Genomic DNA, 22,552 nt, shown 5'->3' with positions numbered 1-22,552 from the left:
CGGAGGGGGTGGTGGGCGAGTCGGCGGCCGGGGCCGGCGACGGCCGGCTCACGCACGTCGGCCGTGGGATTTCCCGACAGTGTCGGCAATCCGTCGTTTCCGGCGCGTGGCGCTGCTCCTAGGGTCGGAGCGGATCCGTCACCGGGAGAGGAGGAGCGCCGTGCTGTTGAGTGCCTTCGGGGTGTCCGAGGGGGAGGAGCAGGCGTACCGGTCCGTGCTGCGGATGTCCGAGTGCTCCGTCGGGGCGGTGGCCGCGTCCTGCGGGTGCGACGCGACGCAGGCCGGCCGGTGGCTGCGGGAGCTGGAGGACAAGGGGCTGGTGAACCGGACCTCGCACCGCCCGGCGCGGTACCGCGCGGCTCCGCCGGAACTCGCCTTCGAGGTGCTGGCGTTGGACCGGCACCGGCAGATCGACCAGGCCAGGCTCGCGGCGGCCGAGTTCGGCAGGATCAGACGGGCCGCCGAGCCCGGGCTGGCGGCCCCGATCCGGGTCATCCAGGGCGAGGACGTCAACACCCAGCGGTTCCTGCAGACGCAGCTGACGGCCAGTCGCGAGGTGCTGATGCTGGACCGGCCGCCCTACCTGGCGGAGGGGATCGCCCCGCAGCACCAACTGCAACTGGAGCGGATGGCGCAGGGCGTGAGCTACCGGACGGTCTACGACCGGCTGTCGCTCGCCGAACCCGGGCAGATCGAGCGGGCGCACGAACTGTCCCGCGGCGGCGAGCAGGCGCGGGTGTACGACGGCGTGCCGCTCAAGCTGCTGATCACGGACCGGTCGAGCGCACTGGTCCCGTTCGCCCTGGAGGACGTCCGGCACAGCGTGGTGCTGGACCGCTCGCCCCTGCTGGACGGGCTGGTGGCGGTGTTCGAGTTCCTCTGGGAGCGGGCGACCCCGCTGTGGTCGCTGCGGGCCGGGGACATTCTGGACCCGATGGGGGAGCGGCTGCTCGGCCTCGCGGCAGCCGGGTACACGGACGAGGTGATCGCCCGGACCACCGGGCTGAGCAAGCGGACCGTGGAGCGGCGGATGCGTCAGATGATGGACCGCCTCGGTGCCCGGACCAGGTTCCAGGCCGGGCTGCAGGCCGGGCGCCGAGGGCTGATCGACTGAGCGCCCGCCGGGCGTGGCGGCCCGCCGGCCTCGGCGTCGGGGTCCGCACCTGCCTCGCCCGCGGTCAGCCCAGCAGACCCTGTCGGGCCGCCTGCAGGCCCGCCTGGAACCTGGTCCGAGCCCCCAACTGATCCATCAGGCGGCGCATCCGGCGCTCGACGGTGCGCTTGTTGACGCCGATCTTGCGGGCGATGATCTCGTCGGTGTCCCCGGCGGCGGCGAAGCCGAGGAGCTGCGCGTCCGCCTCGCTGATGGCGTCGGCACGGGCGCCGGCGCCCCACAGCGGCGTCGCCGTCCGCCACTGCGCCTCGAACAGCGCGATCAGCCCGTCGAGCAGCGGAGACGCCTTGAGCACCAGGGTCTGGCGCTCCTCCGAGAGCACGAACGGGACGAGGGCGGTGGAGCGGTCGGCGATCAGCAGCTTCATCGGCAGGCCGTCCACCACCCGGGCCTTCTCCCCCTGCCGGGTGAGGGAGCGGGCCAGGGCCAGCTGCTCGGCGTCCGCCAGCGCCGTGCGGTCGTAGATCGTCCGGTAGGTGACGCCGCGGGCCATCAGCTCCAGCTGCACGTCGGTCTGGCCGGCCACCCCCGCCATCACGTACGGCGGCATGTCGAAGGTGAGGACCTCCTGCGTGGTGGAGCGCTGCACCTGTTGGAAGTACTGGATGTTGGCGTCGGGGCCCTGGACGATCTGTACCGGCGGCTCCTGCTCCAGGCGGCCCTGCTGCCACAGTTCGGCCAGCTCGGCCGCCGCCAGCTTGGCCTGGTCGACGCGCTGGTGGACGCTGAGGGCCAGTACGTCGATGGCGAGCTCGGGGGGTGTGGGGCGGTACCGGGCCGGACGGGTCGGGGCCTTGACGACGAGGCCGTTCGTCCGCAGCTCCTGGAGGTGCCGGCGCAGGCTGCCGACCGGATGGCCGGTGGCCTCGGCCAGTTCGGCGAGCGTCTGCTCCGGCTGGCGCAGCAGCGCCCGGTAGACCTGTTCCTGCTGCTTGGAGACTCCGAGGGCGTCCAGCACGCTAGTGGTTCCTGATCCTGTGTGGGGGCGGTTCCGGATCGACCCGGCCGGCGGACCTCGCGGGGGCGGGTGGCGCGGCGTCCGCGGGCCGCCACGGTCTTCCCGGGACCTCGTGACATCTCTCCCGTCGGGGCGGCGCCACCGGTGGACCGCCCGCCCGGCCAGTGTAGGTCTCCGAGCCCGCCGATCATGTCGGATTGCCGCCGGGGAGGGGTTCCCGACACCACCTGGCGGGCTGTCAGCCCTAGCGTTCCGTGCATCTTCCCGACCCCCACAAGGAGGAAGCATGAAGCGCACCGCAATACTCGCCGGCCTGATGCTCGCAGCGGTGGCAGGAACGGGACCGGGCCCGGCGGCGGCCCAGGACGCCGGCAGCGCCGGGCCGGAGAGCGCCCGCTACGTCGTGGTGTTGAAGGACGGGACGGCCGCCGACCCCGCGGCGGTCGCCCGGAGCTCCGGCGGGATCCGCCTCGGCTCGGTCTACCGGTCGGCACTCAACGGCTTCTCGGCGGACCTGACACCGGGTGCGGTCACCTCGCTGCGGTCGAACCCGGCGGTCAAGTACGTCGAGGCGTCGGCCACCGGCCACGCCGACGCGCAGGCGGTGCCCAACGGCGTGAGCCGGGCCCAGGTGACCGCCAACGCGGGTCTCAAGGTCGGCGACGGCCTGGACCAGCGGGCGGACGTGGACGTGGCGGTGATCGACACCGGTACCGACTACACCCACCCGGACCTGAACGTGGTCCGCCGGGTGATGTGCGTGGGCGTCAACTCCTGTGTGGAGAACGCCGGGACGGACGACAACGGGCACGGCAGCAACGTCGGCGGCGTCATCGGCGAGCTGGACAACGGCGTCGGCTACGTCGGCGTCGCCCCGGGCGCCCGGCTCTGGTCCGTCAAGGTGCTCAACAGCAAGGGCAGCGGCTCCACCGAGGAGATCGTCAACGGCATCGACTGGGTCACCGCGCACTCCGACGAGATCGAGGTCGCCAACATCTCGATCGGCTTCGACGGCGACGTGCAGGCGGTCAAGGACGCGGTGAACCGGGCGATCGCCAAGGGCATCGTGGTGGTCGTCTCGGCCGGCAACAGTCACAAGGACGTCTCCACCCAGACCCCGGCCAACGTGCCGGACGCGATCACCGTCTCCTCGCTCAGCGACGGCGACGGCAAGCCCGGCGGTCTCGGTGACTTCGCCTGGTGCAACAAGAACAACCGGAACACCGACGACTCGCTGTCCGACTACAGCAACTTCGGCCGGGGGGTGGACATCGCGGCTCCCGGCGACTGCATCCGCTCGGCGCTCAAGGACGGCGGCTACTCCAACTACTCCGGGACGTCGCAGGCCGCCCCGCACGTGGCGGGCGCCGCCGCCTGGTTGGCCCGCGGCGCGGCCAGGCCGCACGACCGGGCCGGGGTCCTCGCGATCCGCGACCGGCTCGTCAACTCCGGCAGCTCCAACTGGAACGACACCTCCGGCGACGGCGTCAAGGAGCCCCTCCTCGACCTGCACGACCCGGCCGTCTTCCCGGCCGGCGGCACCGCCGGCCCCGACGCCACCTTCGTCCCGGCCTGTGACCGGGCCTCGCGGGCCTGCACCTTCGACGCCTCGCTCTCCACCGGCAACGGCCCGACGTACCGCTGGGACTTCGGCGACGGCACCACCGGCACGGGTGCCAAGCCCACGCACACGTACGCGGCGTACGGCACCTACAGCGTGGCGCTGACCGTCACCGACGGCGCGGGCCGCACCAGCGGCAACCGGACCACCTTCCGGCTGCTGGAGCCGGGGCACAACGACAAGCCGACCGCCGTCGTGAGCGCCTTCTGCACCGTCAACGGCAACTGCTCCTTCGACGCCGCCAAGTCCTACGACCCCGACGGCACGGTCGCCGGATACAGCTGGAACTTCGGCGACGGCACCACCGGTACCGGTGCGCAGCCCAGCCACACCTTCCCGTACGGCAGTTCCGGCACGTACAGCACGACGCTGACGGTCACCGACGACCAGGGCGGCACCGGCAGCGCGAGCACCACCGTGACCTGCACCAAGTACCCGTACTACATGCTCTGCTCCGCCTCCTGACCCTCGCTCCTCCCGACCCTCCCTCGATCCGAGCCGCGCCCGGCCCGCCCTCCCGGCGGACCGGGCGCGGCGTGCTGTCCGGACTCGATCCGGCGGCCTGTCGGGTTGCCGCCAGGGTCGCATTTCCGACACCACGTCAGACGGTCAAACCCCTAGTGTTCTCGGCACCTTCCCACACCCCCACGAGGAGGAAGCATGAAGCGGACCGCCATATTCGCCGGCCTCGCGCTGGCCGCGGTCACGGCCCTCGGCTCGGTCACCCCCGCCGTCGCCCAGGAGCCCGCCAGCCACTACATCGTCGTCCTGAAGGACGGCAGCACGATCGATCCCGCGGCCCTCGCCGCCGACACCGGTGGCACCCGGCTCCGGTCGGTCTACCGATCGGCCCTCAACGGCTTCTCCGCGGAGCTGAGTTCGGGTGCGGTCGCCGCCCTGCGGTTGAACCCGGCGGTCAAGTACGTCGAGGCGTCGGCCACCGGCCACGCCGACGGCCAGACCACCCCGAACGGCACCAGCCGCACCCTCGCCCCCGCCAACACCGGCCTCAAGGTCGGTGACGGCCGCGACCAGCGCGCGGACGTGGACGTCGCGGTGATCGACACCGGCACGGACTACTACCACCCGGACCTGAACGTCGTCCGCCGCGTCAACTGCGTTGGCGTCAACTCCTGTGTGGAGAACGCCGGTACCGACGACAACGGGCACGGCAGCAACGTCGGCGGCATCATCGGCGGCCTGGACAACGGCATCGGCTACGTCGGCGTCGCCCCCGGGGCGCGGCTGTGGTCGGTCAAGGTCCTCAACAGCGAGGGCGAGGGCTCCACCGAGGAGATCGTCAACGGCATCGACTGGGTCACCGCGCACTCCGACGAGATCGAGGTAGCCAACCTCAGCCTCGGTTTCGACGGCACCGAGCAGGCCGTCGTCGACGCCGTCAACCGGGCCGTCGCCAAGGGCGTCGTGGTGGTCGTCTCGGCCGGCAACGACCACCGCGACGTGTCCAACCAGAGCCCCGCGAACGTGCCGGACGCGATCACCGTCTCCTCGCTCAGCGACGCCGACGGCAAGCCCGGCGGCCTCGGAAGCTTCGCCTGGTGCAACAAGAACAACCGGAACACCGACGACTCGCTGTCCGACTACAGCAACTTCGGCCGGGGCGTGGACATCGCGGCCCCCGGCGACTGCATCCAGTCCGCGTTCAAGAACGGCGGCTACTCCAACTACTCCGGGACGTCGCAGGCCGCCCCGCACGTGGCGGGCGCCGCCGCCTGGCTGGCCCGCGGCGCGGCCAAGCCGCACGACCGGGCCGGCGTCCTCGCCATCCGCGACCGGCTCGTCAACTCCGGCAGCTCCAACTGGAACGACACCTCCGGCGACGGCGTCAAGGAGCCCCTCCTCGACCTGCACGACCCGGCCGTCTTCCCGGCCGGCGGCACCGCCGGCCCCGACGCCACCTTCACCGCCTCCTGCGACGACACCGGCAGGAACTGCACCCTCGACGCGGGCCTGTCCTCCGGCAGCGGCCTGACCTACCGCTGGGACTTCGGCGACGGCACCACCGGCACCGGCGTCAAGCCCGTCCACAGCTACGCCAACTACGGCCTCTACAACGCCAGGTTGACCGTCACCGACAGCACCGGCCGGACCAGCGGCAACAGCGCCTACGTGCGCGCCACCGACCCGTCGGTCAACGAGAAGCCGGTGGCCGTCTTCAGCCGCTTCTGCACCGCGGCGGCCTGGTGCGGCTTCGACGCCACCGACTCCTACGACCCGGACGGCAGCGTCGCCACCTACCGCTGGGACTTCGGCGACGGCACCACCGGCACCGACCTCAAGCCCAGCCACACCTACCCCGCCGCGACCGCCACCTACTCGGCCAGGCTCACCGTGACCGACAAGAGGGGCGCCACCGGCACCGCCACCGCCACCGTCAGCTGCACCAAGCAGACCTACATCACCTTCTGCACCGCGTCCTGACGACGCCCCACCGACACCGGCCGGCCCGGAACACCGGGCCGGCCGGCCCCACCGGGCGCACGCCGGCCGTCCCGCAGGGACGCGAACCGGGACGCCCGCACCGCACCCGTCCCCACCCGCTCGGGCCACCGTCCCTCATCCCGCCACCGGCGGCGCACCGCGCGCGCCGGTATCACCGGAGGACCGCACCCACGTGAAGAGATCCGCCATGACCGCCGCGGCCACCGCCATCGCGGTCGCCGCCGCCTTCGGCGCCGTCCTGCTCCCGGCCACGGCCGCCGCGGCGGCCGATCGCGCAGCCGCCGCCCCGGCCCCGCACGACCCCGCCGACGCGCCGCCCGCCCGGTCCGCCGAGCACAACCTGCCCGGCCCGCTCACCGAGAAGGCCGAGGCCGACCGCAAGGCCGCCGTCGAGCAGCTCGTCGCGGGCACCGCCACCGTGGAGCGGCACGGCGCCGGCAGCTCGGTGCGCCTCGGGGACGGCCGGTACGTCGAACTCGCCCGCCAGCGCACCGACCGGATCTTCACCGTCCTGGTGGAGTTCGGCGACCAGGTCGACGGCACCACCACCCTCCCCGACGGCACCGTCAAGTACGGCGGTACGCCGGGGCCGGCGCACAACGAGATCGCCCGGCCCGACCGCGCCAGGGACAACTCCACCGCCTGGCGCGCCGACTACGACCGGCGGCACTACCAGGACCTGTACTTCAACAGCACCGGGGACTCCCTGCGGACCTACTACGAGAAGCAGTCCTCCGGCCGCTACTCGGTCGACGGAACCGTCACCGACTGGGTCAGGGTGCCCTGGAACGAGGCCCGCTACGGCTCCGACTACTGCGGCGCCACCGTCTGCGCCAACGCCCAGGACCTCGTCCGCGACGCCGTCGGAGCCTGGGTAGCCGACCAGAAGGCCAAGGGCCGGACCGACGCGCAGATCAAGGCCGACCTCGCCCAGTACGACCAGTGGGACCGCAACGACCACGACCACGACGGCGACTTCAACGAACCCGACGGCTACCTGGACCACTTCCAGATCGTCCACGCCGGCGTCGACCAGTCCGCGGGCGGCGGCGCCCAGGGGAGCGACGCGCTCTGGGCCCACCGCAGCTACGTCTACGGCTCCGGCGCCGGCAAGACCGGCCCGGCCCACAACAGGCTCGGCGGCACCCCCGTCGGCGACACCGGCCTCTGGGTCGGCGACTACACCATGCAGGCCGAGAACGGCGGCCTCGGCGTGTTCGCCCACGAGTACGGCCACGACCTCGGCCTGCCGGACCTCTACGACACCAGCGGGCACGGCGTCGACAACTCCGTCGGCTACTGGTCGCTGATGAACTCCGGCTCCTGGCTCGGCGAGGGGAAGGACGAGATCGGCGACCGGCCCGCCGACCTCGACGCCTGGAGCAAGCTCCAACTCGGCTGGCTCAGCTACGACAAGGCCGCAGCCGGGCAGCCCTCCGTCCACCACACCGGCCCCGCCGAGTTCAACTCCCGGCTGCCGCAGGCACTCCTCGTCGAACTCCCGAAGAAGACCGTCACCACCCACGTCAACGACCCGTACGCCGGCGGAGTCGAGTGGTGGAGCGGCAGCGCCGACAACCAGAACGTCACCCTCACCCGCGACCTCGACCTCACCGGGCGGGCCTCCGCCACCCTCACCGCCAAGGCCTGGTACGACCTGGAGCAGGACTTCGACTACGGGTACGCGGAGGCGTCCGCCGACGACGGCGAGACCTGGACGGCACTGGCCGGCACCTTCAACGGCAGCGCCATACCTGCCAACCCCAGCGACACCCCCGCGCTGACCGGGAGCTCCGGGGGCGCCTGGGGCACCCTCGCCTACCCGCTCGACGCGTACGCCGGGCACACCGTCAAGGTGCGGTTCCACGTGACGACCGACGGCAGCACCCACCTCAAGGGCCTCGCCCTCGACGAACTCACCGCCGTCGCGGACGGCGCCACCCTCTTCACCGACGGGGCCGAACAGGGCGACAACGGCTGGACGGCGGCGGGCTTCTCCCGCACCACCGGCACCTTCACCAAGGACCACCCGCAGTACTACCTCGCCGAGAACCGCCAGTACACCTCCTACGACACCACCCTGAAGACCGGGCCGTACGTGTTCGGGTCCAAGGCGAACCCGAACCGGGTGGAGCACTTCCCCTACCAGAACGGCCTGTTGATCTGGTACTGGGACAGCTCGCAGGAGGACGACAACGTCTACGACCACCCCGGCAGCGGCCTGGTCCTCCCCGTCGACGCCCACCCCGCTCCGCTGCGCTGGTCGGACGGCGCACTGATGCGCACCCGCGTCCAGAGCTACGACTCGACCTTCGGCTTCGAGGCCACCGAGAGCATCACCCTCCCGAGGGCCGACGTGCCCACCACCGTTCCGAGCGCCCCGGGCGTACCGGTGTTCGACGACCACAACGGCTCGTACTGGGACCCGGCGAACCCGTACAGCAGCGTCCGGGTGCCCGACACCGGCACCCGGATCGAACTCCTGTGGAACAGCCCCGACAAGCTGGAGTCGATCATCATGGTGCGGCCCGCCGGGTAGCGCCCCGCCCGGGCGGGTGCCGTGGTCGGCGCCCGGCCCGCCGTCGGCGGACGGTGGGCCGGGCGCTCCGGCGTGCGCGCCCGGTGGCCGCGCCGGCGAACCCGCGACGCGACGGGACCGGGCGGAACCAGCCGGTGGGGCGGGACGGGACGGGATCAGCCGCTGCGGCGGGCGCCCGCGGAGACCGGGAGGCCGGCGGACTCCTTGACCCGCTTCATGATGATCTGCGAGTTCACCTCGGTCACACCGGCGAGCGAGGTCAGCCGCTCGATCCAGAGCCGCTCGTACGCCTTGAGATCCGCGACCGCGACGCGCAGCAGGCAACCGGGACTGCCGAAGAGCCGGTAGGCCTCGATCACGTCGGGGATCTCCCGCAGCGCCGCCTCGAAGGCCTCGACGCACTCGCGTTCGCGCCGTACCTCGACCGAGACCAGCACCTCGAAACCCCGGCCCACCGCCTCCGGGTTGACGATCGCCCGGTAGCCCTCGATCACCCCGTCCTGCTCCAGCTGCCGGACCCGGCGCATGCACGGTGACGCGGTCAGCCCGACCCGCTGCGCCAGCTCCTGGTTGCTGAGCCGCCCGTCGGCCTGGAGCTCGCGCAAGATGTGTCTGTCGATCTCGTCCATGGCGCGATATTCCACCACGGAGCAGCGGGATCCCGGAAGAACTGGCGATCGCCTTGCGGCCCCGAACACCTACTGTTGCGGCGACCCCACCGGTACGCGAAAGGCCCGGCCGCATGCAGAAGCAGATCGTCGTCCTCACCACCGGCGGGACCATCGCCAGCCGCTGGCAGGGATCCGGCTACGCCGCGGACACGCCCGGACGGGAACTGGTGGCGAGGGCACCGCTCCCGCCCGGCGTCGCCGTCACCGTGACCGAGCTGTTCAACGTGAACAGCGCCCGCCTGACGGTGGCGCACCAGCTGACGCTGCTGCACGCCGTCCACCGCGAACTCGCGCGCCCCGAGGTCGCCGGGATCGTGGTCACCCACGGCACCGACACCCTGGAGGAGACCGCCTTCCTGCTCGACCTGCACCACGCCGACTCCCGCCCGGTCGTGATCACCGGGGCCCAGCTCCCCGCCGACTCCGAGCAGGCGGACGGACCCGGCAATCTCAAGGACGCGGTGGTCGCGGCGGCCACCCTGGACGGCGTCGGCACGGTGGTCGTGTTCGACCGCACGGTGCACGCCGCCCGCGGCACCGTCAAGACCCACACCCTCCGCCTGGACACCTTCGCCGACCCGTCGGGCCGGCCGATCGGCGAGGTCGGCGACGTCCGGGCGGTGGTCCGTCACCCGTCGCCCCGGCCCGCGGCCCTGCCGCTGCCCCCGATGCCGCGCACCCGGCTCAGGGTCGACATGGTGATGCACCACACCGACGCCGACCCGCTGCTGCTGCGCGCCGCGGCGGACGCCGGGGCCGAGGGGATCGTGCTGGTGGCCACCGGGGCGGGCAACGCCACCCCGCACTTCGTCGAGGCCGTCGCCGAACTCACCGGACGCGGCGTCCCGGTCGCCCTCACCACGCGGGTGGCGGCCGGGCCGGTGGTCGAGATCTACACCTGCGGCGGCGCCGTGGACCTGGTCGCCGCCGGCGCCCTTCCCACCGGAACGCTGCGCGCGGGCCAGGCGCGCATCGCCGTGCTGGCCGCCCTGCTCGCCACCCCCGACCCGGCCGGGCGCCGAGCCGTCCTGCGCCGTGTCCTGGCGGCCTCGCCCGACGCGCCCGCCGTCGGCGCCCACCACGGACCGGCGCCCGCCTGCTGACCCCGCCCGCCGGAACACTGCCCGCCGGAACCCGGACCACCGGGAGCAGGGCCACCCGGACCACCGGGCCATCCGTACATACCGCGGGATGGGTAGTGGCCCTCATTGAATACCTACGGGCCGAGCGGATTACCTGGGAGGAGCAGTCGGAGGCATCCGAGTCCTCCGCCCGCCCCGTTCGAAACCTTGCAGGTGAGAAATGGACAGCATGATCGGCCGACGCGTCGACGGAGCCGTGCAGCCGCGGCCGGCGATCTATCTCCGGTGCTACCCCTACGACCCGATGGGGATGGACTGCCACGTGCGCGCCCTGCAGGAGGTCGCGGCGGGGATCGGGGTGTCGGAGCCGTTGCTGATCCTGGACAACGGACTGCGGATCGCCGACGGCCTCCCGGGGAGGGAGCGGTTGCTGCGCCTGGCGGAGGCGGGTGTCATCGACGCCGTGCTGGTGCCCGGGCCGTTCGTCTTCTCGCTGGACGCGGCGGAGGCGGCCTCGGTCGTCGCCGAGCTGGAGGCGCGCGGGGATGCCGGGTGGTGGAGCTCGCGCCACGGGGTGCCCGCCGGGGCGGTCCGACCGGCGGGCGCACGGCCCGGGTGACGGTCGGCTGCTGAGCGCGACCCGGTTTCCCGCCTGATCCGGCTGCCGGTCGGGTTCCCGCCAGTGGCGGCAAACCGGTGGGTCGGATCGCGGGAGTCGGATCTAGCCTTCTCGACAGGCCCCGTCCCCGAGCGACGACCGGCCGGCGATCGAGGAACAGGGGGGACCATGGGACGGATCGTCGTCATCACCACCGGCGGCTCGATCGCCGCCCGCCGCCGCGAAACAGGGTGGGCGGCGAGTGCGAGCGGGCGCGAGGTCCTGTCCAGGGTGGTGGTCCCGCCCGGGATGTCCGTCGAGGTCGTCGAGCTCTGCACCCTCGACGGCCCGCTCATGACCACGGCCCACCAGCTGACCCTGCTGCGCGCCGTCCGCCGGCTCTTCACCCGGACCGACGTGGAGGGGGTCGTCGTCACCCACGGGACGGACACGCTGGAGGAGTCGGCGTTCCTGCTCGACCTCCACCACCACGACCCCCGCCCGGTGGTGTTCACCGGTGCCCAGCAGCCGCTGGACCTCCCGGGCGACGACGGGCCGCGCAACCTGCGCGGCGCCCTGCTCGCCGCCTCCGCCGTGAGCGGTGTCGGGACCCTGGTCGCCTTCGGCGGCAAGCTGTTCGCCGCGCGCGGGACGGTCGAGTTCCACACCCTCGCGCAGGACGCCTTCGCCAACCCGGAGGAGGGCCCGATCGGCGAGGTCCGGGACGACACCGTCATTCTCCACCGGCGCCCGATCAGGTCCGAGCCGATCCTGCTCGCACCGCCGGCGGCAACCCGGTCGCCCGTGCGCGTGGACATGGTGATGCACCACTGCGACGCCGACCCGATGCTGCTGAGGGCCGCGGTCGCCGGCGGTGCCCAGGGCGTCGTCCTGGTGGCCACCGGGGCCGGGAACGCCACCCCGGCCTTCGTCGCGGCCGTCGCCGAGGCGAGCGCGAAGGGCGTGCTCGTGGCCCTGTCCACCCGGGTGCCGAGCGGCCCGGTCGCCGAGCTCTACACCAACGGAGGGGCGGTCGACCTGGTCGCCGCGGGGGCGCTGCCGGCCGGGACGCTCCGCGCGGGCCAGGCCCGCATCGCCGTCCTCAGCGCGCTGCTGGCCTCCGACGACCCGACCGTGCGGCGACAGCTGCTGCACCGGACCCTGGCCCTGCCCGAACCGGCCCGAGCCGCCTGAACGCGGCTCCCTCGCGGCGGCGCCCCCGGACGTCGCCGGGGGGACGACCGGACCGCCACACCGTGCAGACGCCGGCAGGACCCGCCGGCGGGCACGGTGGTCGCCGTGGCCGCCCGCGGGTCCTGCCGGGGAGTTCTCCGGTGCGTGGTGCGTGGTGCGTGGGACCGCACGATCGGGCGGTGCGGGGATCACGCGGTGCGGTGGACGTCCTCGGCGAGGACGGGGTGGGCGAACGGCCGCCCGCCGGCGTAGCGGGCCAGTTCGTCGACGGCCGCGGCGGCCATCCGGTGCAGCTCCCCGCCGAGCGAGCCGGCGATGTGCGGGGTGAGCACCACGTTGGGCAGGTCGTAGAGCGGCGAGTCGGCGGGCAGCACCTCGGGGACGGTGACGTCGAGGACGGCGTCGAGCCGCCCGGAGGCGAGTTCGCGTTCCAGCGCGCCCTGGTCGACCAGGGCGCCCCGGGAGGTGTTGATGAGGGTGGCGCCGTCGCGCATCAGCGCGAGCCGGCGCCGGTCGATCAGGTGCAGGGTGTCCGGCAGCTCGGGGGCGTGGATGCTGACGGTGTCGGAGGCGGCGCAGAGCTCGTCCAGCCCGACCGCGCGGGCACCGAGGCGGGCGGCCTCGACCGCGTCCACGTACGGGTCGTGCAGCAGCAGGTCGAGGTCGTGGGGGCGCAGCAGTTCGATGACCCGGCGGCCGATCCGGGAGGCGCCGACGATGCCGACGGTCCGGCGGTAGTTGCCGGCGCCGCGGTAGCCGCTCTGCCAGTCGTACGGGGCCCGGCGGCTGCGGTAGTCCTCGCGGATCCGCAGGAGCTGCTTGTTGGCGAGCAGGACGGCGGCGACGGTGTACTCGGCGACGGGCAGGGCGTTGGCCCAGGCGGCGGAGGTGACCCGGATGCCGCGCCGCCAGCAGGCGTCGGTGATGTGGTGCTTGATCGATCCGGCCGCGTGGACCACGGCGCGCAGCCGGGGGGCGGCGGCCAGGACGGCGTCGTCGATCGGGGGGCAGCCCCAGCTGGACACGATGACCTCGACCTCGGCGAGGGAGGTGACGGCCTCCTGGGTGGTGAAGTCGTCGAGGACCCGCGCGGGGTCGAGGTCGGCCAGCTCGGCCAGCCGGGCCAGGGTGCGGTCGTCGAACAGTCGGCCGACGAGGTCCCGGTGCATGGCGAGGACGGCACGGGGGCGGTGGACGCCGCCGGTCGTGCCCGCGGGGCGGGTGTCGGGCATGGGCGTCTCCGGGGCGAGGGCGGGGCGGATGCTGCTCACTTGACGCTCCCCGCGGTGAGACCGGCCTTCCAGTGCCGCTGGAGCAGGACGAAGGCGAGGATGAGCGGGACGACGGCCAGCAGCGCGCCCGTGACGACCAGCGGGTAGTACTCGGGGAAGGCCTTGGTCTGGGTGTTCCAGGTGTAGAGGCCGAGGCTGACCGGGAAGAGCTCGTTGTCGGAGAGCATCACCAGGGGCAGGAAGAAGTTGTTCCAGATGGCGGTGAACTGGAACAGCAGGACGGTGACGAAGCCGGGCATCACCATCTTGAGCCCGATCGACCAGAAGGTGCGCAGTTCCCCCGCACCGTCCATCCGGGCGGCCTCCAGGACCTCGCCGGGGACGTACCCGGCGCAGAACACCCGGGCGAGGTAGACCCCGAACGGGTTGACCAGGGAGGGCAGGAAGACGGCCCAGAACGTGTTGACGACGCCGAGTTCGGAGGCGAGCAGGTACATCGGCAGGGCGAGCGCGGTGGTGGGCACAAGGACGCCGAGCAGTACCAGGCCGAACAGCTTCTCCTTGCCGGGGAAGGCGTAGACGTGGAAGGCGTAGCCGGCGGCCACGCAGACCAGCGCGCAGAGCACGGAGCCGATCCCCGCGTAGAGGAGGGAGTTGAGGTACCAGCGGAAGTAGATGCCGTCGCCGGTGGTGGCGAGGTCGGCGAGGTTCTGCCCGAGGTTGAGGTTGGCGGCGGTCAGCGGCCGTCCGCCGAGCAGGTCGGCCGTGTTCTTGGCGGCGGCGGTGAGCAGCCAGCCCAGCGGCAGCAGGGTGTAGGCGGTGGCCAGCACGAGGGCGCCGTTGACGGCGCCCTTCGAGAGGGTCCAGGGGCGGCGGATGTTCACCGGCGGGCCTCCGGGGTGCGCTCGGAGCGGGACCGCGTCACCCGGGTGACGACGAAGGAGAGCCCGGCGGCGGCGACCGCGAGCAGCACGGAGGAGGCCGCTGCCAGGCCGTAGTCGCCCCGCTCGAAGGCGGCGGTGTAGACGTACATGTTGGGGGTCCAGGTGGAGGTGACGCCCGGTGCGGTGTTGTGCAGGATCATCGGCTCGGTGAACAGCTGGAGCGAACCGATCACGGTGAACAGGCCGACCATGGCGAGTGAGGGCCGGATCAGGGGGATCTTGATGTTCAGGGCGGTGCGAAGGGGTCCTGCGCCGTCGACGACGGCGGCTTCCAGGACCTCGCGCGGGATGGCCTGGAGCGCGGCGTAGAAGATGACCATGTTGTAGCCGCTCCACTGCCACAGTGCCATGTTGACCACGGCCGGCAGCGGGTGGCCGAGCGGGTCGGGCTGGGCGCCGAGGGCGTCCAGCACGTCGAGCACCGGGCTGATGCCGGGGGTGTACAGGTACATCCAGATCAGTGCGGCGATGATGCCGGGCACGGCGTGCGGGATGAACAGCGCGAGTTGGAAGAACCGCCTGGCCCGGGTCAGCGCCGAGTCCAGGAGCAGGGCCAGCAGTAGGGCCAGGCCCGTCATCAGCGGGATGTAGAGCACGCAGTACTGGGCGATGGTGAGGAATCCGTCGCGGAACGCCTCGTCCCCCAGGGCCCGGGTGTAGTTGTCGAGTCCGCTGAAGACGCTCTCGCTGCCGCCGAAGCCGAGACCGGAGCTGTGTTCGGTGTAGAGGCTGAGCCCCAGCGCGTAGCCGACCGGGACGAGGGTGCAGGCCGTGAAGAGGGCGAGGAACGGGGCGAGCAGGACGGCCGGTGCCCCGTACCGCCCGCGCCGCCTGACGGTGGCGGCGCGGGCGGCCCTGGTGCGGGTCGTCACTGGGCGACCTTCAACCCGCGGTTCTTGAGCTCGGCGAGGGTTGCCTGCTGGGCGGCGGTGAGCGCCTCGTCGATGGTGCCGGTCTTCCCGGCGACCTTGCCGAAGGAGTCCTTCAGCGAGTTGTTGGTGACCCCCATGACCGGGCCCCAGGTCCAGTCCTGCTTGATGGACCTGGCCGCGTCGGAGAAGACGGCGTAGAGGTCCTGGCCGCCGTAGAAGTCGGTGTTGAAGGCCTGCTTGGCGACGGGGACGAGGGCGGTGGCGGCGGGGTAGGAGGAGGAGGTGCCGGAGGCGATCCGGGCCTGGAAGCCCTCGGGGGTGGTGGTGGCCCAGGTGGCGAACTCGACGGCGGCCTTGGCCTTCTTGCTGTCCTTGGAGACGGCGAAGGTGGTGCCGCCGAGCATGCCGCTGGCGGGGGCGCCGTCCCAGGTGGGCATGGGGGCGACCGCCCACTTGCCGTTGACGTCGGGCGTGGTGCCGAGGTTCGCCTTCAGGACGCCGCCGCCCCAGGAGGCGCCGAGGTAGCCGGCGGTCTCGCCCTTCTGCAGGGAGGCGGTCCACTGCTGGCTGAAGGACGGCTGGACGCGGACGAGGTCCTCGTCCAGCAGCTTCTGCCAGTAGTCGGCGGCCTTCCTGGTCTCGGGCGCGGTCAGGTCGGTCTTCCAGGAGTCGTCGGCCGCGGTGAACCAGTGGGCACCGTTCTGCCAGGCCATCGCCTCGAAGGCGGTGGGGTCGTCCGGGAAGAAGGTGGCGATGCGGGCGTCGGGCTGGGCCGCCTTGAGCTTCTGGGCGGCGGTGCGGAACTCGTCCCAGGTCTTCGGCACGGCTATGCCGGCCTTCTCGAAGAGGTCCTTGCGGTAGTAGAACGCCTGCGGCGCGGCGTCCAGCGGCAGCGCCCAGGTCTTGCCGCCGAGCGAGGTGAGCTGGGTGGCCTGTGGCAGGTACTCGGCCTTCAGGTCGGCGCCGACGAGCTTGCTGATGTCCTGGACGGCGCCCTGGCTGACGAAGTCGGGCAGCTGCGGGTACTCGACGTTGAACACGTCGGGGGCGTTGCCGGCCTTGACGGCGTTGGAGAGCTTGGCGTAGCCGCCGGCGTTGCCGGAGGGGATCTCCTCGAAGGTGATCTGGATGTTCGGGTGGCTCGCGTTGAAGGCGGCCACGACGTCCTTGGTGCCCTTGGCCCAGCCCCAGAAGGAGAGGGTGACGGGCTTCCCGTCGTCGGCGCCGGCCGCCTTGTCGCCGTCGCTGCCGCAGGCGGCGAGAAGGGTGACGCAGAGCGCGGCCGCGGTGGCGGTGGCGGTGGCGCGGAGGGCTCTGCGGCGGGAGAACGCGGGTGAGGTCATGGCACGGCTCCTAAGGGGATGTCACGGCCCGTGGGCGGCCCGGTGACGGACTCGTGAGGGGTGGGGGGCGACTGGCTGCCATCCTGAGCACCGTGCGGATCGGAGTCAAGAGAATCAGATCGAATGATCTGACCTGATCAGCTGGGCGATCGGCTGCACGGTCCCGCTCGTACCGCTCTCACCTGGTGTGATGGTGGCGATTTCGGCGAAACTCCGGCAAAGTCACAATCTGATCAAGCGGCTCATTTGATCGGATGTCTTGACGAATGATCGCCCGGTCCCTAGATTCCGGCCAGGGACCCACCCGCCCCCGGACCCACCCGTGAAGGACGCCCTCATGCCACTGCCCCCGGCGGACCGACGCCTCAGCCCCCACACCGGCTGGACCAGGGCTCACTGGGAAGCGGCGGCCGACGACCTGCTCGCCGCGGTCCGCCCGTACGCGAGCCCCGGCCACGCGCTCATCGACCTCCCCGGCGCCCGCCCCAGCTGGTCGGGCCGGCGCTCCGACGGCCTGGAGGGCTACGCCCGGACCTTCCTGCCGGCCGCACTGCGCATCGCCGGCGCCGGCGGCAGCGACCCGCACGGCCTGCTCGACCGGTACGCCGCAGGCCTGGACGCCGGCACCCGCCGCCCCAGCGCCGAGCGCGACCTCGCCGACGGCGACCGCGACTCCTGGCCGCCGGTCACCGACCGCGGACAGGCCATGGTCGAGGCCGCCTCGATCGCGTTCGCGCTCCGCCTCACCCGGCCGTGGCTCTGGGACCGCCTCGACGGCGGCGTCCGCGACCGGGTCGGCCGCTGGCTCGTCGACGCGCTGCACCGCGCCCCCAACGACAACAACTGGTGGCTCTTCCCCATGGCGGTCGGCGGCTTCCTCGCCGAAGCGGGCATCGAGGAGCGGGACGCGCGCGCCGCGGTGCGGCGCGGCCTGGAGAAGATCGACCGCATGTACCTCGGTGACGGCTGGTACACCGACGGCCGCCCCCGGGCCTTCGACCACTACAACGGCTGGGCCCTGCACCTCTACCCCGTCCTGCACGCCCACCTGGCCGACGACCGGGAGCTGCTCGCGGACCACGGTGCCCGGCTCGCCGCCCACCTCGCCGACTACGCCCACCTGTTCGGTGCCGACGGCGCCCCCGTCCACCAGGGCCGCTCCCTCACCTACCGGTTCGCCGCCACCGCGCCGCTGTGGGTCGGCGCGCTCACCGGCCACACCCCGCTCGGCCCCGGCACCACCCGCCGGCTCGCCTCCGGCGCCCTGCGGTACTTCCTCGACCGTGGCGCCGTCGACGAACGGGGCCTGCTCACCCTCGGCTGGCACGGCCCCGAGCCCCGGCTGATCCAGCCCTACTCCGGCCCCGCCTCCCCCTACTGGGCGGGCAGCGGCTTCCTCGGCCTGCTGCTCCCGCCGGACCACCCCGTCTGGACGGAGCCCGAGCAGCCGGCCCCGTCCGAGATCCGGGACACCGTGCGTCTGCTGGCCCGGCCCGGATGGCTGGTCCAGTCGACCGCCGCCGACGGCCTGGTCCGCCTCCACAACCACGGCAGCGACGACCAGCCCGCCGACCTGGTCCAGCCCGACAACCCGCACTACGCGCGCCTCGCCCACTCCACCGGAACCGGCCCCACCCACGAGGGCCCGGCCGACAACCACCTCGCCCTCCTGATCGGGGGCGAGCCCACCGAACGCGGCCGGATCGTCCCGCTGGCCGCCGGCGCCGACTGGGCGGCCTCCCTCTCGCACCCCCGCACCGGCGGCCGTGACCTGCCCGGGGTCACCGTTACCTCGGTGACCGTCGCGCACGGCCCGGACGAGGTCCGCGTCCACCTGGTCACCGGCGCGGCGGCCGGAACCCCCGTCCGCCAGGGCGGCTGGGCCGTCGCGGGGCGGCAGGCCGGGGCCGGCGCCGGCACGACGGGCGTCGGCGCGGCGGCCCGCGCGGACGGGCGCCTCAGCAGCGAGCTCCGCGCGCTGCACGGCTTCACCGGGGCAACGGTCGCCGCGGTTCCGGGCGGCACCGCGTTCGGCGCCGAGGCGGCCGTCCCGCTCCTGACCGGAGTCCTCGCCGGCGGCTCGGACCTGCTCGTCTGCGGGGCCAGACTCACCGCCGCCGCCGGGCTGCCGCCGCTCGACGCCCTGGACCTGGCCGTACGGCCCGGGGACACCCCGCTGCTGCGGATCACCTGGCCGGACGGCCAGGTCACGCGGATGCGCATCGGGGCCGGCTCGGTCTCCGTCGGCCGAGAAGGCTAGGCGCCCGCCATGCCCCTGGCCCTGTCCACCCTCGGCCTGCCCGGCACTCCGCTCGACCGGGTGGTCGGACTGGCCGCCGACCACGGCTGGCACGGCCTGGAACTGCGCTGTGCCTCCGACCAGCCGGTCCGCCTCCAGCTCACCCCGGCCCAACGGCGGGCGACGGCCAGGCTCTTCACCCGGGCCGGGGTCGTACCGCTGACCCTCGCCTCCTACGTCGGCATCGCGGGGCCGGGGCCGGACGAGCCGGTGGTCGCGGACCTGCTGGCCCATCTGCGGCTGGCCGCCGATCTGGGCTGCCGCCACCTGCGGGTCTTTCCGCACGGCGGGCCCGGGCCGGCCGCCGCCGCCGATGCCAGGGCGGTCCACCGGCTCGGCGAGGTGGCCGGGCACGCCTGGTCGCTGGGCGTGCGGATCCTGGTCGAGACCCATGACTCGCACCGGACGGCCGCCGCGCTCGGCGGGGTGCTCGACCGGGTCGACCACCCCGCCGTCGGGGCGCTCTGGGATCTCCTGCACACCTGGCTGGCGGGGGAGTACCCCACCGAGACCCATCGTGTGCTCGCCCGCCGGCTGGGCTACGTGCAGGTCAAGGACGTCGCCTCGGTCGAGGACCTCACGCCGCTGGCACTCGGCGCGGGGGTGCTGCCGCTCGCCGCCTGCGTGCGGCTGCTGCCCCGCGACAGCTGGGTCGCCTGGGAGTACGAAGCGCCCTGGCACCCGGCCGCCGCCCCGCTGGCGCCGCGGTTGGGCGCGGGTGCCCGCCACCTGGCGGCGCTGCCGCGCCGTCAGGACGGGCCCTAGGCCGGCCCGGTCGTCCGCGCGGGCGCAGCACCGCCCGCGCCCCGGGCCCGCCCGGATACCCGAGCGCCCGTTCGATCACAGGATCGAACGGGCGCTCCACCGTGCGGCGGGGCGGTCAGCCGCCGCAGGAGGTGCGAAGACGGAGGGCGGGCAGCAGCGCCGTGCGGTGGATCGGCCGCTCGGGGCCCCCGGCGAGGCGCAACAGCAGCAGGTCGAACGCCGCCTTGCCCACCGCGCGCTTGGGCGGCGCGACCGCCGTGAGCGGGGGAGCGGCCAGCGCGGCGAAGACGTCGTCGTAGGCGATCAGCCCCACGTCGTCGGGCACCCGGAGCCCTCGCGCACGCAGCAGCGGCGGCAGCCGGATCGCGTCCTGGTCGTTGTGGACGATCACTGCCCGGGTGCCGCTCGCGACGGCCTCGGCGATCCGGTCGGCCAGCAGGTCGGCGTCGGTCGCGACCCCCTCGGGGGAGAGCGTGTCCAGGACGGGCAGCCGGGGGAGTCCGAGCAGCCGGGTGCCCTCCTGGTAGCCGGTCCTGACCTCCTCGGCGGTCCAGGAGTCGCTGCGGGCGGCCAGGAGGACGCTGTCGTGACCGAGGTCGACGAAGTGCCGCAGGGCGCGCAGGACCCCGTACCGATGGTCCGATCCGACCGCGTCGAGCAGCGAGCCGGCGCCGTCCGGGGTCGGCGAGCGGCGCTCGACCAGGACGGCGGGCACCGGCAGCTCGTCGAGCCACCGGCAGTCCCGGGAGGCCCGGCCGGGCAGCAGCCCCGGGGCGAGCAGCAGACCCTCGGCGCCGGACTCCAGCAGCCGCTCCACCTGGACCCGGTCGTCGCCCGCCCGGTACGGCGCGATGCCGAGGATCAGCCGGGCGCCGGCGGCGGTGGCGGCGGCGCGGGCGCCGGAGATGACCTCGTCGAAGTAGGAGCCCACGGACGGCACCAGGAAACCGACGGTGCGGCCGGCCGCCGGGACTCCGCCGGTGCCCGTGCTCCGGTCGGTGTCGGGGCGGTCGAGCGAGACGAAGCCGTGCGAGCGGCTGAGCCGCCCCGCGTCGGCCAGCACCGCGACGTCCCTCCGGACGGTCACCGCGGGGATGCCCAGCCGGTCGGCCAGGTCCTTCAGCCGTACCTGGCCACCGAGATCGCCGACCGCCGTGATGATGAGTCTGTGGCGCTCTTCCCTTGCCGCGGCCATCCTGCCCCTCCCGGGTCTCTGTCGACGTCAAGGTCTACGTCAAGGTCTACGTCAAGCAGATCGAATACTATCGTTCGATCGAATGTTGACCAAGACTCGTGGTGTGTGCCGATTGATTGACCACCTGATCGCCGTGCCCTCGCTCTCCTCCACCCGGCGGTCGATGGTTGATCACGCCGGTTCCGAGCAGGCCGCCCGCAGCGGCTGGTCGCCGTGCCGGCTCGTCCCCGCAGCGGTCCACCACGTCCGGTGCGAAGCGGCGCTCGACCGGTGATCGCATCCCGACCGACTGATAGATTCCTGTCCGTCCGGGCAGCACGCCTCGCCCAGACCGGACCACGGCGCAGGGGAGTGACATGTCGATCTCGGCCGACGAACGCCGCACCCGCATTCTCGAAGCGGTGCAGGGCCTCGGGTCGGTTCGCGTGGCGGAACTCGCGGAGCGCCTGGGCATTCCCGCCGTCACCGTGCGCCGGGACGTCGCGGCGCTCGCCGACGCCGGTCTCCTCCACCGGGTCCACGGTTCGGTGTCGACGACGGCCCACCGGCGGGATTCCGGGTCCGGCGGCGGGCCGTCCCTCGGGCTGCTGGTGCCCGCGGTCGGCCAGTACTTCGACGAGGTCATCGCCGGAGCCCGGACGGCCGCCGGACACGCGGGCGCCCAGCTCGTCCTCGGCATCTCCTCCTACGACGCCAACGCCGACCACGTCCAGGTGGAACAGCTGCTGAAGTCCGGCGTCGACGGACTGCTCCTCGCGCCCAACTGGACGCCCGCGGACGCTCCCGGCGGCCGGGCCTGGATCGAGGACCTCCCGGTGCCCGCCGTCCTGGTGGAGCGCCGGCCCGCGCCGGGGAGCCCGGCCGAGGAACTCGACTCGGTCGCCTCCGACCACCGCCACGGCGTGCTCCTCGCGCTGCGGCACCTGGCCGCGCTCGGGCACGGGGCCGTCGCGCTGGTCGCCCGCCGGGACACCTGGACGGCGCACGAGATCCGCCGCGGCTACGCCGAGGGCTGCGAACTGCTGGGCCTGCCGCCGGAGCAGGTGATCGACATCGTGACGCCGACGGTGGACGCCGAGGCGGTGGCGAACAGCCTGGTCGAGGCCTCCTCCCGTGGCGTCCGGGCGGTCCTGGTCCACAACGACCAGGACGCGATCCAGCTGTTGCCGCTGCTGCGCGCCCGCGGCCTCAAGGTGCCCGAGCAGCTGGCCGTGGTGAGTTACGACGACGTGTTCGCCGCCCTCGGGGCTCCGCCGCTGACGGCGGTCGCCCCTCCGAAGCAGGCCGTGGGGTCCGAGGCGGTCGCGCTGCTGCTGCGGCGGCTCGGCAGTGAGGGCCCGGCTCCGGTGCACCACGTGCTGCTGCTGCCGACGTTGCAGGTCCGGGAGTCCTGCGGCGCCGCGGCCGTCTGAGCCGGTCGGTCGACGCGACCGATTGACGCAGCCGGTCGACGCGACCGGCGCCTGAGCGAACTCGCCGTCAGGGTGGTGCCGTACGGCGGGACTTCGCATGCCGCACCGCTCCTGAAGGGTCGAGGCGCCCCGCCGTCCCTCTCGCCGCCTGACCTGACCGCGGCCCGAGCCGACCCGCCGCCTGAGCTGA

At 73.3% G+C, this 22,552-nt stretch carries 18 protein-coding genes; 11 read left to right on the top strand and 7 right to left on the bottom strand.

Features of this window, described 5'->3' with window-relative positions:
• Positions 1–160 precede the first annotated feature (160 nt).
• A complete protein-coding gene (locus ACFTWP_RS25150; protein WP_380267022.1) occupies positions 161–1,114 on the top strand; it encodes a helix-turn-helix domain-containing protein in 954 nt (317 codons plus the stop codon).
• 64 nt (positions 1,115–1,178) lie between these two features.
• Here ACFTWP_RS25150 and ACFTWP_RS25145 read toward each other — a convergent pair whose 3' ends face one another.
• Entirely contained in the window at positions 1,179–2,132 is a 954-nt protein-coding gene (locus ACFTWP_RS25145; protein ID WP_380267021.1) for a helix-turn-helix domain-containing protein, read from the bottom strand.
• Positions 2,133–2,418: 286 nt separating this feature from the next.
• Here ACFTWP_RS25145 and ACFTWP_RS25140 point away from each other — a divergent pair, with 286 nt between their 5' ends.
• From ACFTWP_RS25140 to ACFTWP_RS25130, 3 genes are all read left to right on the top strand, one after another.
• A complete protein-coding gene (locus ACFTWP_RS25140) occupies positions 2,419–4,218 on the top strand; it encodes a S8 family serine peptidase (protein ID WP_380267020.1) in 1,800 nt (599 codons plus the stop codon).
• 195 nt (positions 4,219–4,413) lie between these two features.
• Positions 4,414–6,195 carry a S8 family serine peptidase gene (locus ACFTWP_RS25135; protein ID WP_380267018.1) on the top strand — a complete coding sequence of 594 codons (1,782 nt, stop codon included), beginning with the start codon at positions 4,414–4,416 and terminating at the stop codon, positions 6,193–6,195.
• Between the two features lie 208 nt (positions 6,196–6,403).
• Positions 6,404–8,755, top strand: a complete 2,352-nt coding sequence (locus ACFTWP_RS25130) for an immune inhibitor A domain-containing protein (RefSeq protein WP_380267086.1) — start codon at positions 6,404–6,406, stop codon at positions 8,753–8,755.
• Positions 8,756–8,910: 155 nt separating this feature from the next.
• Here the strand turns inward: ACFTWP_RS25130 and ACFTWP_RS25125 are convergent, their stop codons facing one another.
• The gene (locus ACFTWP_RS25125; RefSeq protein WP_380267016.1) at positions 8,911–9,384 is read right to left on the bottom strand and encodes an Lrp/AsnC family transcriptional regulator; all 474 of its coding nucleotides are present in this window, start codon (positions 9,382–9,384) and stop codon (positions 8,911–8,913) included.
• Between the two features lie 113 nt (positions 9,385–9,497).
• Between ACFTWP_RS25125 and ACFTWP_RS25120 the strand changes: the two genes are divergently transcribed.
• From ACFTWP_RS25120 to ACFTWP_RS25110, 3 genes are all read left to right on the top strand, one after another.
• Positions 9,498–10,529: an asparaginase gene (locus ACFTWP_RS25120; RefSeq protein WP_380267015.1), complete on the top strand. Its 1,032-nt coding sequence runs from the start codon at positions 9,498–9,500 to the stop codon at positions 10,527–10,529.
• A gap of 199 nt (positions 10,530–10,728) precedes the next feature.
• Positions 10,729–11,127 (top strand): hypothetical protein, encoded by a 399-nt coding sequence (locus ACFTWP_RS25115; protein ID WP_380267014.1) that lies wholly within the window; start codon positions 10,729–10,731, stop codon positions 11,125–11,127.
• Positions 11,128–11,295: 168 nt separating this feature from the next.
• On the top strand, positions 11,296–12,300 hold the full coding sequence (locus ACFTWP_RS25110) for an asparaginase (protein ID WP_380267013.1): 1,005 nt from the start codon (positions 11,296–11,298) through the stop codon (positions 12,298–12,300).
• 188 nt (positions 12,301–12,488) lie between these two features.
• Here the strand turns inward: ACFTWP_RS25110 and ACFTWP_RS25105 are convergent, their stop codons facing one another.
• From ACFTWP_RS25105 to ACFTWP_RS25090, 4 genes are all read right to left on the bottom strand, one after another.
• Complete coding sequence (locus tag ACFTWP_RS25105) at positions 12,489–13,469, bottom strand: hydroxyacid dehydrogenase (RefSeq protein ID WP_380267085.1); 981 nt, start codon at positions 13,467–13,469, stop codon at positions 12,489–12,491.
• A gap of 98 nt (positions 13,470–13,567) precedes the next feature.
• Positions 13,568–14,410 carry a carbohydrate ABC transporter permease gene (locus tag ACFTWP_RS25100; protein WP_380267084.1) on the bottom strand — a complete coding sequence of 281 codons (843 nt, stop codon included), beginning with the start codon at positions 14,408–14,410 and terminating at the stop codon, positions 13,568–13,570.
• A 2-nt stretch (positions 14,411–14,412) separates the two neighbouring features.
• Complete coding sequence (locus ACFTWP_RS25095; protein WP_380267012.1) at positions 14,413–15,348, bottom strand: carbohydrate ABC transporter permease; 936 nt, start codon at positions 15,346–15,348, stop codon at positions 14,413–14,415.
• Positions 15,345–16,691 (bottom strand): ABC transporter substrate-binding protein, encoded by a 1,347-nt coding sequence (locus ACFTWP_RS25090; RefSeq protein WP_380267011.1) that lies wholly within the window; start codon positions 16,689–16,691, stop codon positions 15,345–15,347. Before ACFTWP_RS25090 ends, ACFTWP_RS25095 begins: the two co-directional genes overlap by 4 nt.
• Positions 16,692–17,028: 337 nt before the next feature.
• Here ACFTWP_RS25090 and ACFTWP_RS25085 point away from each other — a divergent pair, with 337 nt between their 5' ends.
• Positions 17,029–18,951: a DUF2264 domain-containing protein gene (locus ACFTWP_RS25085; protein WP_380267010.1), complete on the top strand. Its 1,923-nt coding sequence runs from the start codon at positions 17,029–17,031 to the stop codon at positions 18,949–18,951.
• Between the two features lie 9 nt (positions 18,952–18,960).
• Positions 18,961–19,755 (top strand): sugar phosphate isomerase/epimerase family protein, encoded by a 795-nt coding sequence (locus tag ACFTWP_RS25080; protein WP_380267009.1) that lies wholly within the window; start codon positions 18,961–18,963, stop codon positions 19,753–19,755.
• Between the two features lie 115 nt (positions 19,756–19,870).
• On the opposite strand, the gene ACFTWP_RS25075 is transcribed toward ACFTWP_RS25080, so the two are convergent.
• On the bottom strand, positions 19,871–20,950 hold the full coding sequence (locus ACFTWP_RS25075) for a substrate-binding domain-containing protein (protein WP_380267008.1): 1,080 nt from the start codon (positions 20,948–20,950) through the stop codon (positions 19,871–19,873).
• Positions 20,951–21,053: 103 nt separating this feature from the next.
• Between ACFTWP_RS25075 and ACFTWP_RS25070 the strand changes: the two genes are divergently transcribed.
• Together ACFTWP_RS25070 and ACFTWP_RS25065 are read left to right on the top strand one after the other, a co-directional pair.
• On the top strand, positions 21,054–21,224 hold the full coding sequence (locus ACFTWP_RS25070) for a hypothetical protein (protein ID WP_380267007.1): 171 nt from the start codon (positions 21,054–21,056) through the stop codon (positions 21,222–21,224).
• Between the two features lie 82 nt (positions 21,225–21,306).
• A complete protein-coding gene (locus tag ACFTWP_RS25065) occupies positions 21,307–22,362 on the top strand; it encodes a substrate-binding domain-containing protein (RefSeq protein ID WP_380267006.1) in 1,056 nt (351 codons plus the stop codon).
• Positions 22,363–22,552 lie beyond the last annotated feature (190 nt).

Origin of the sequence: Kitasatospora sp. NPDC057015 (assembly GCF_042673745.1) — a bacterium.
In the GTDB taxonomy this organism is placed as follows: Bacteria; Actinomycetota; Actinomycetes; order Streptomycetales; family Streptomycetaceae; genus Kitasatospora.
The sequence above is the reverse complement of the archived record's forward strand: the minus strand, read 5'-3'. Positions and strand labels throughout refer to the sequence as shown.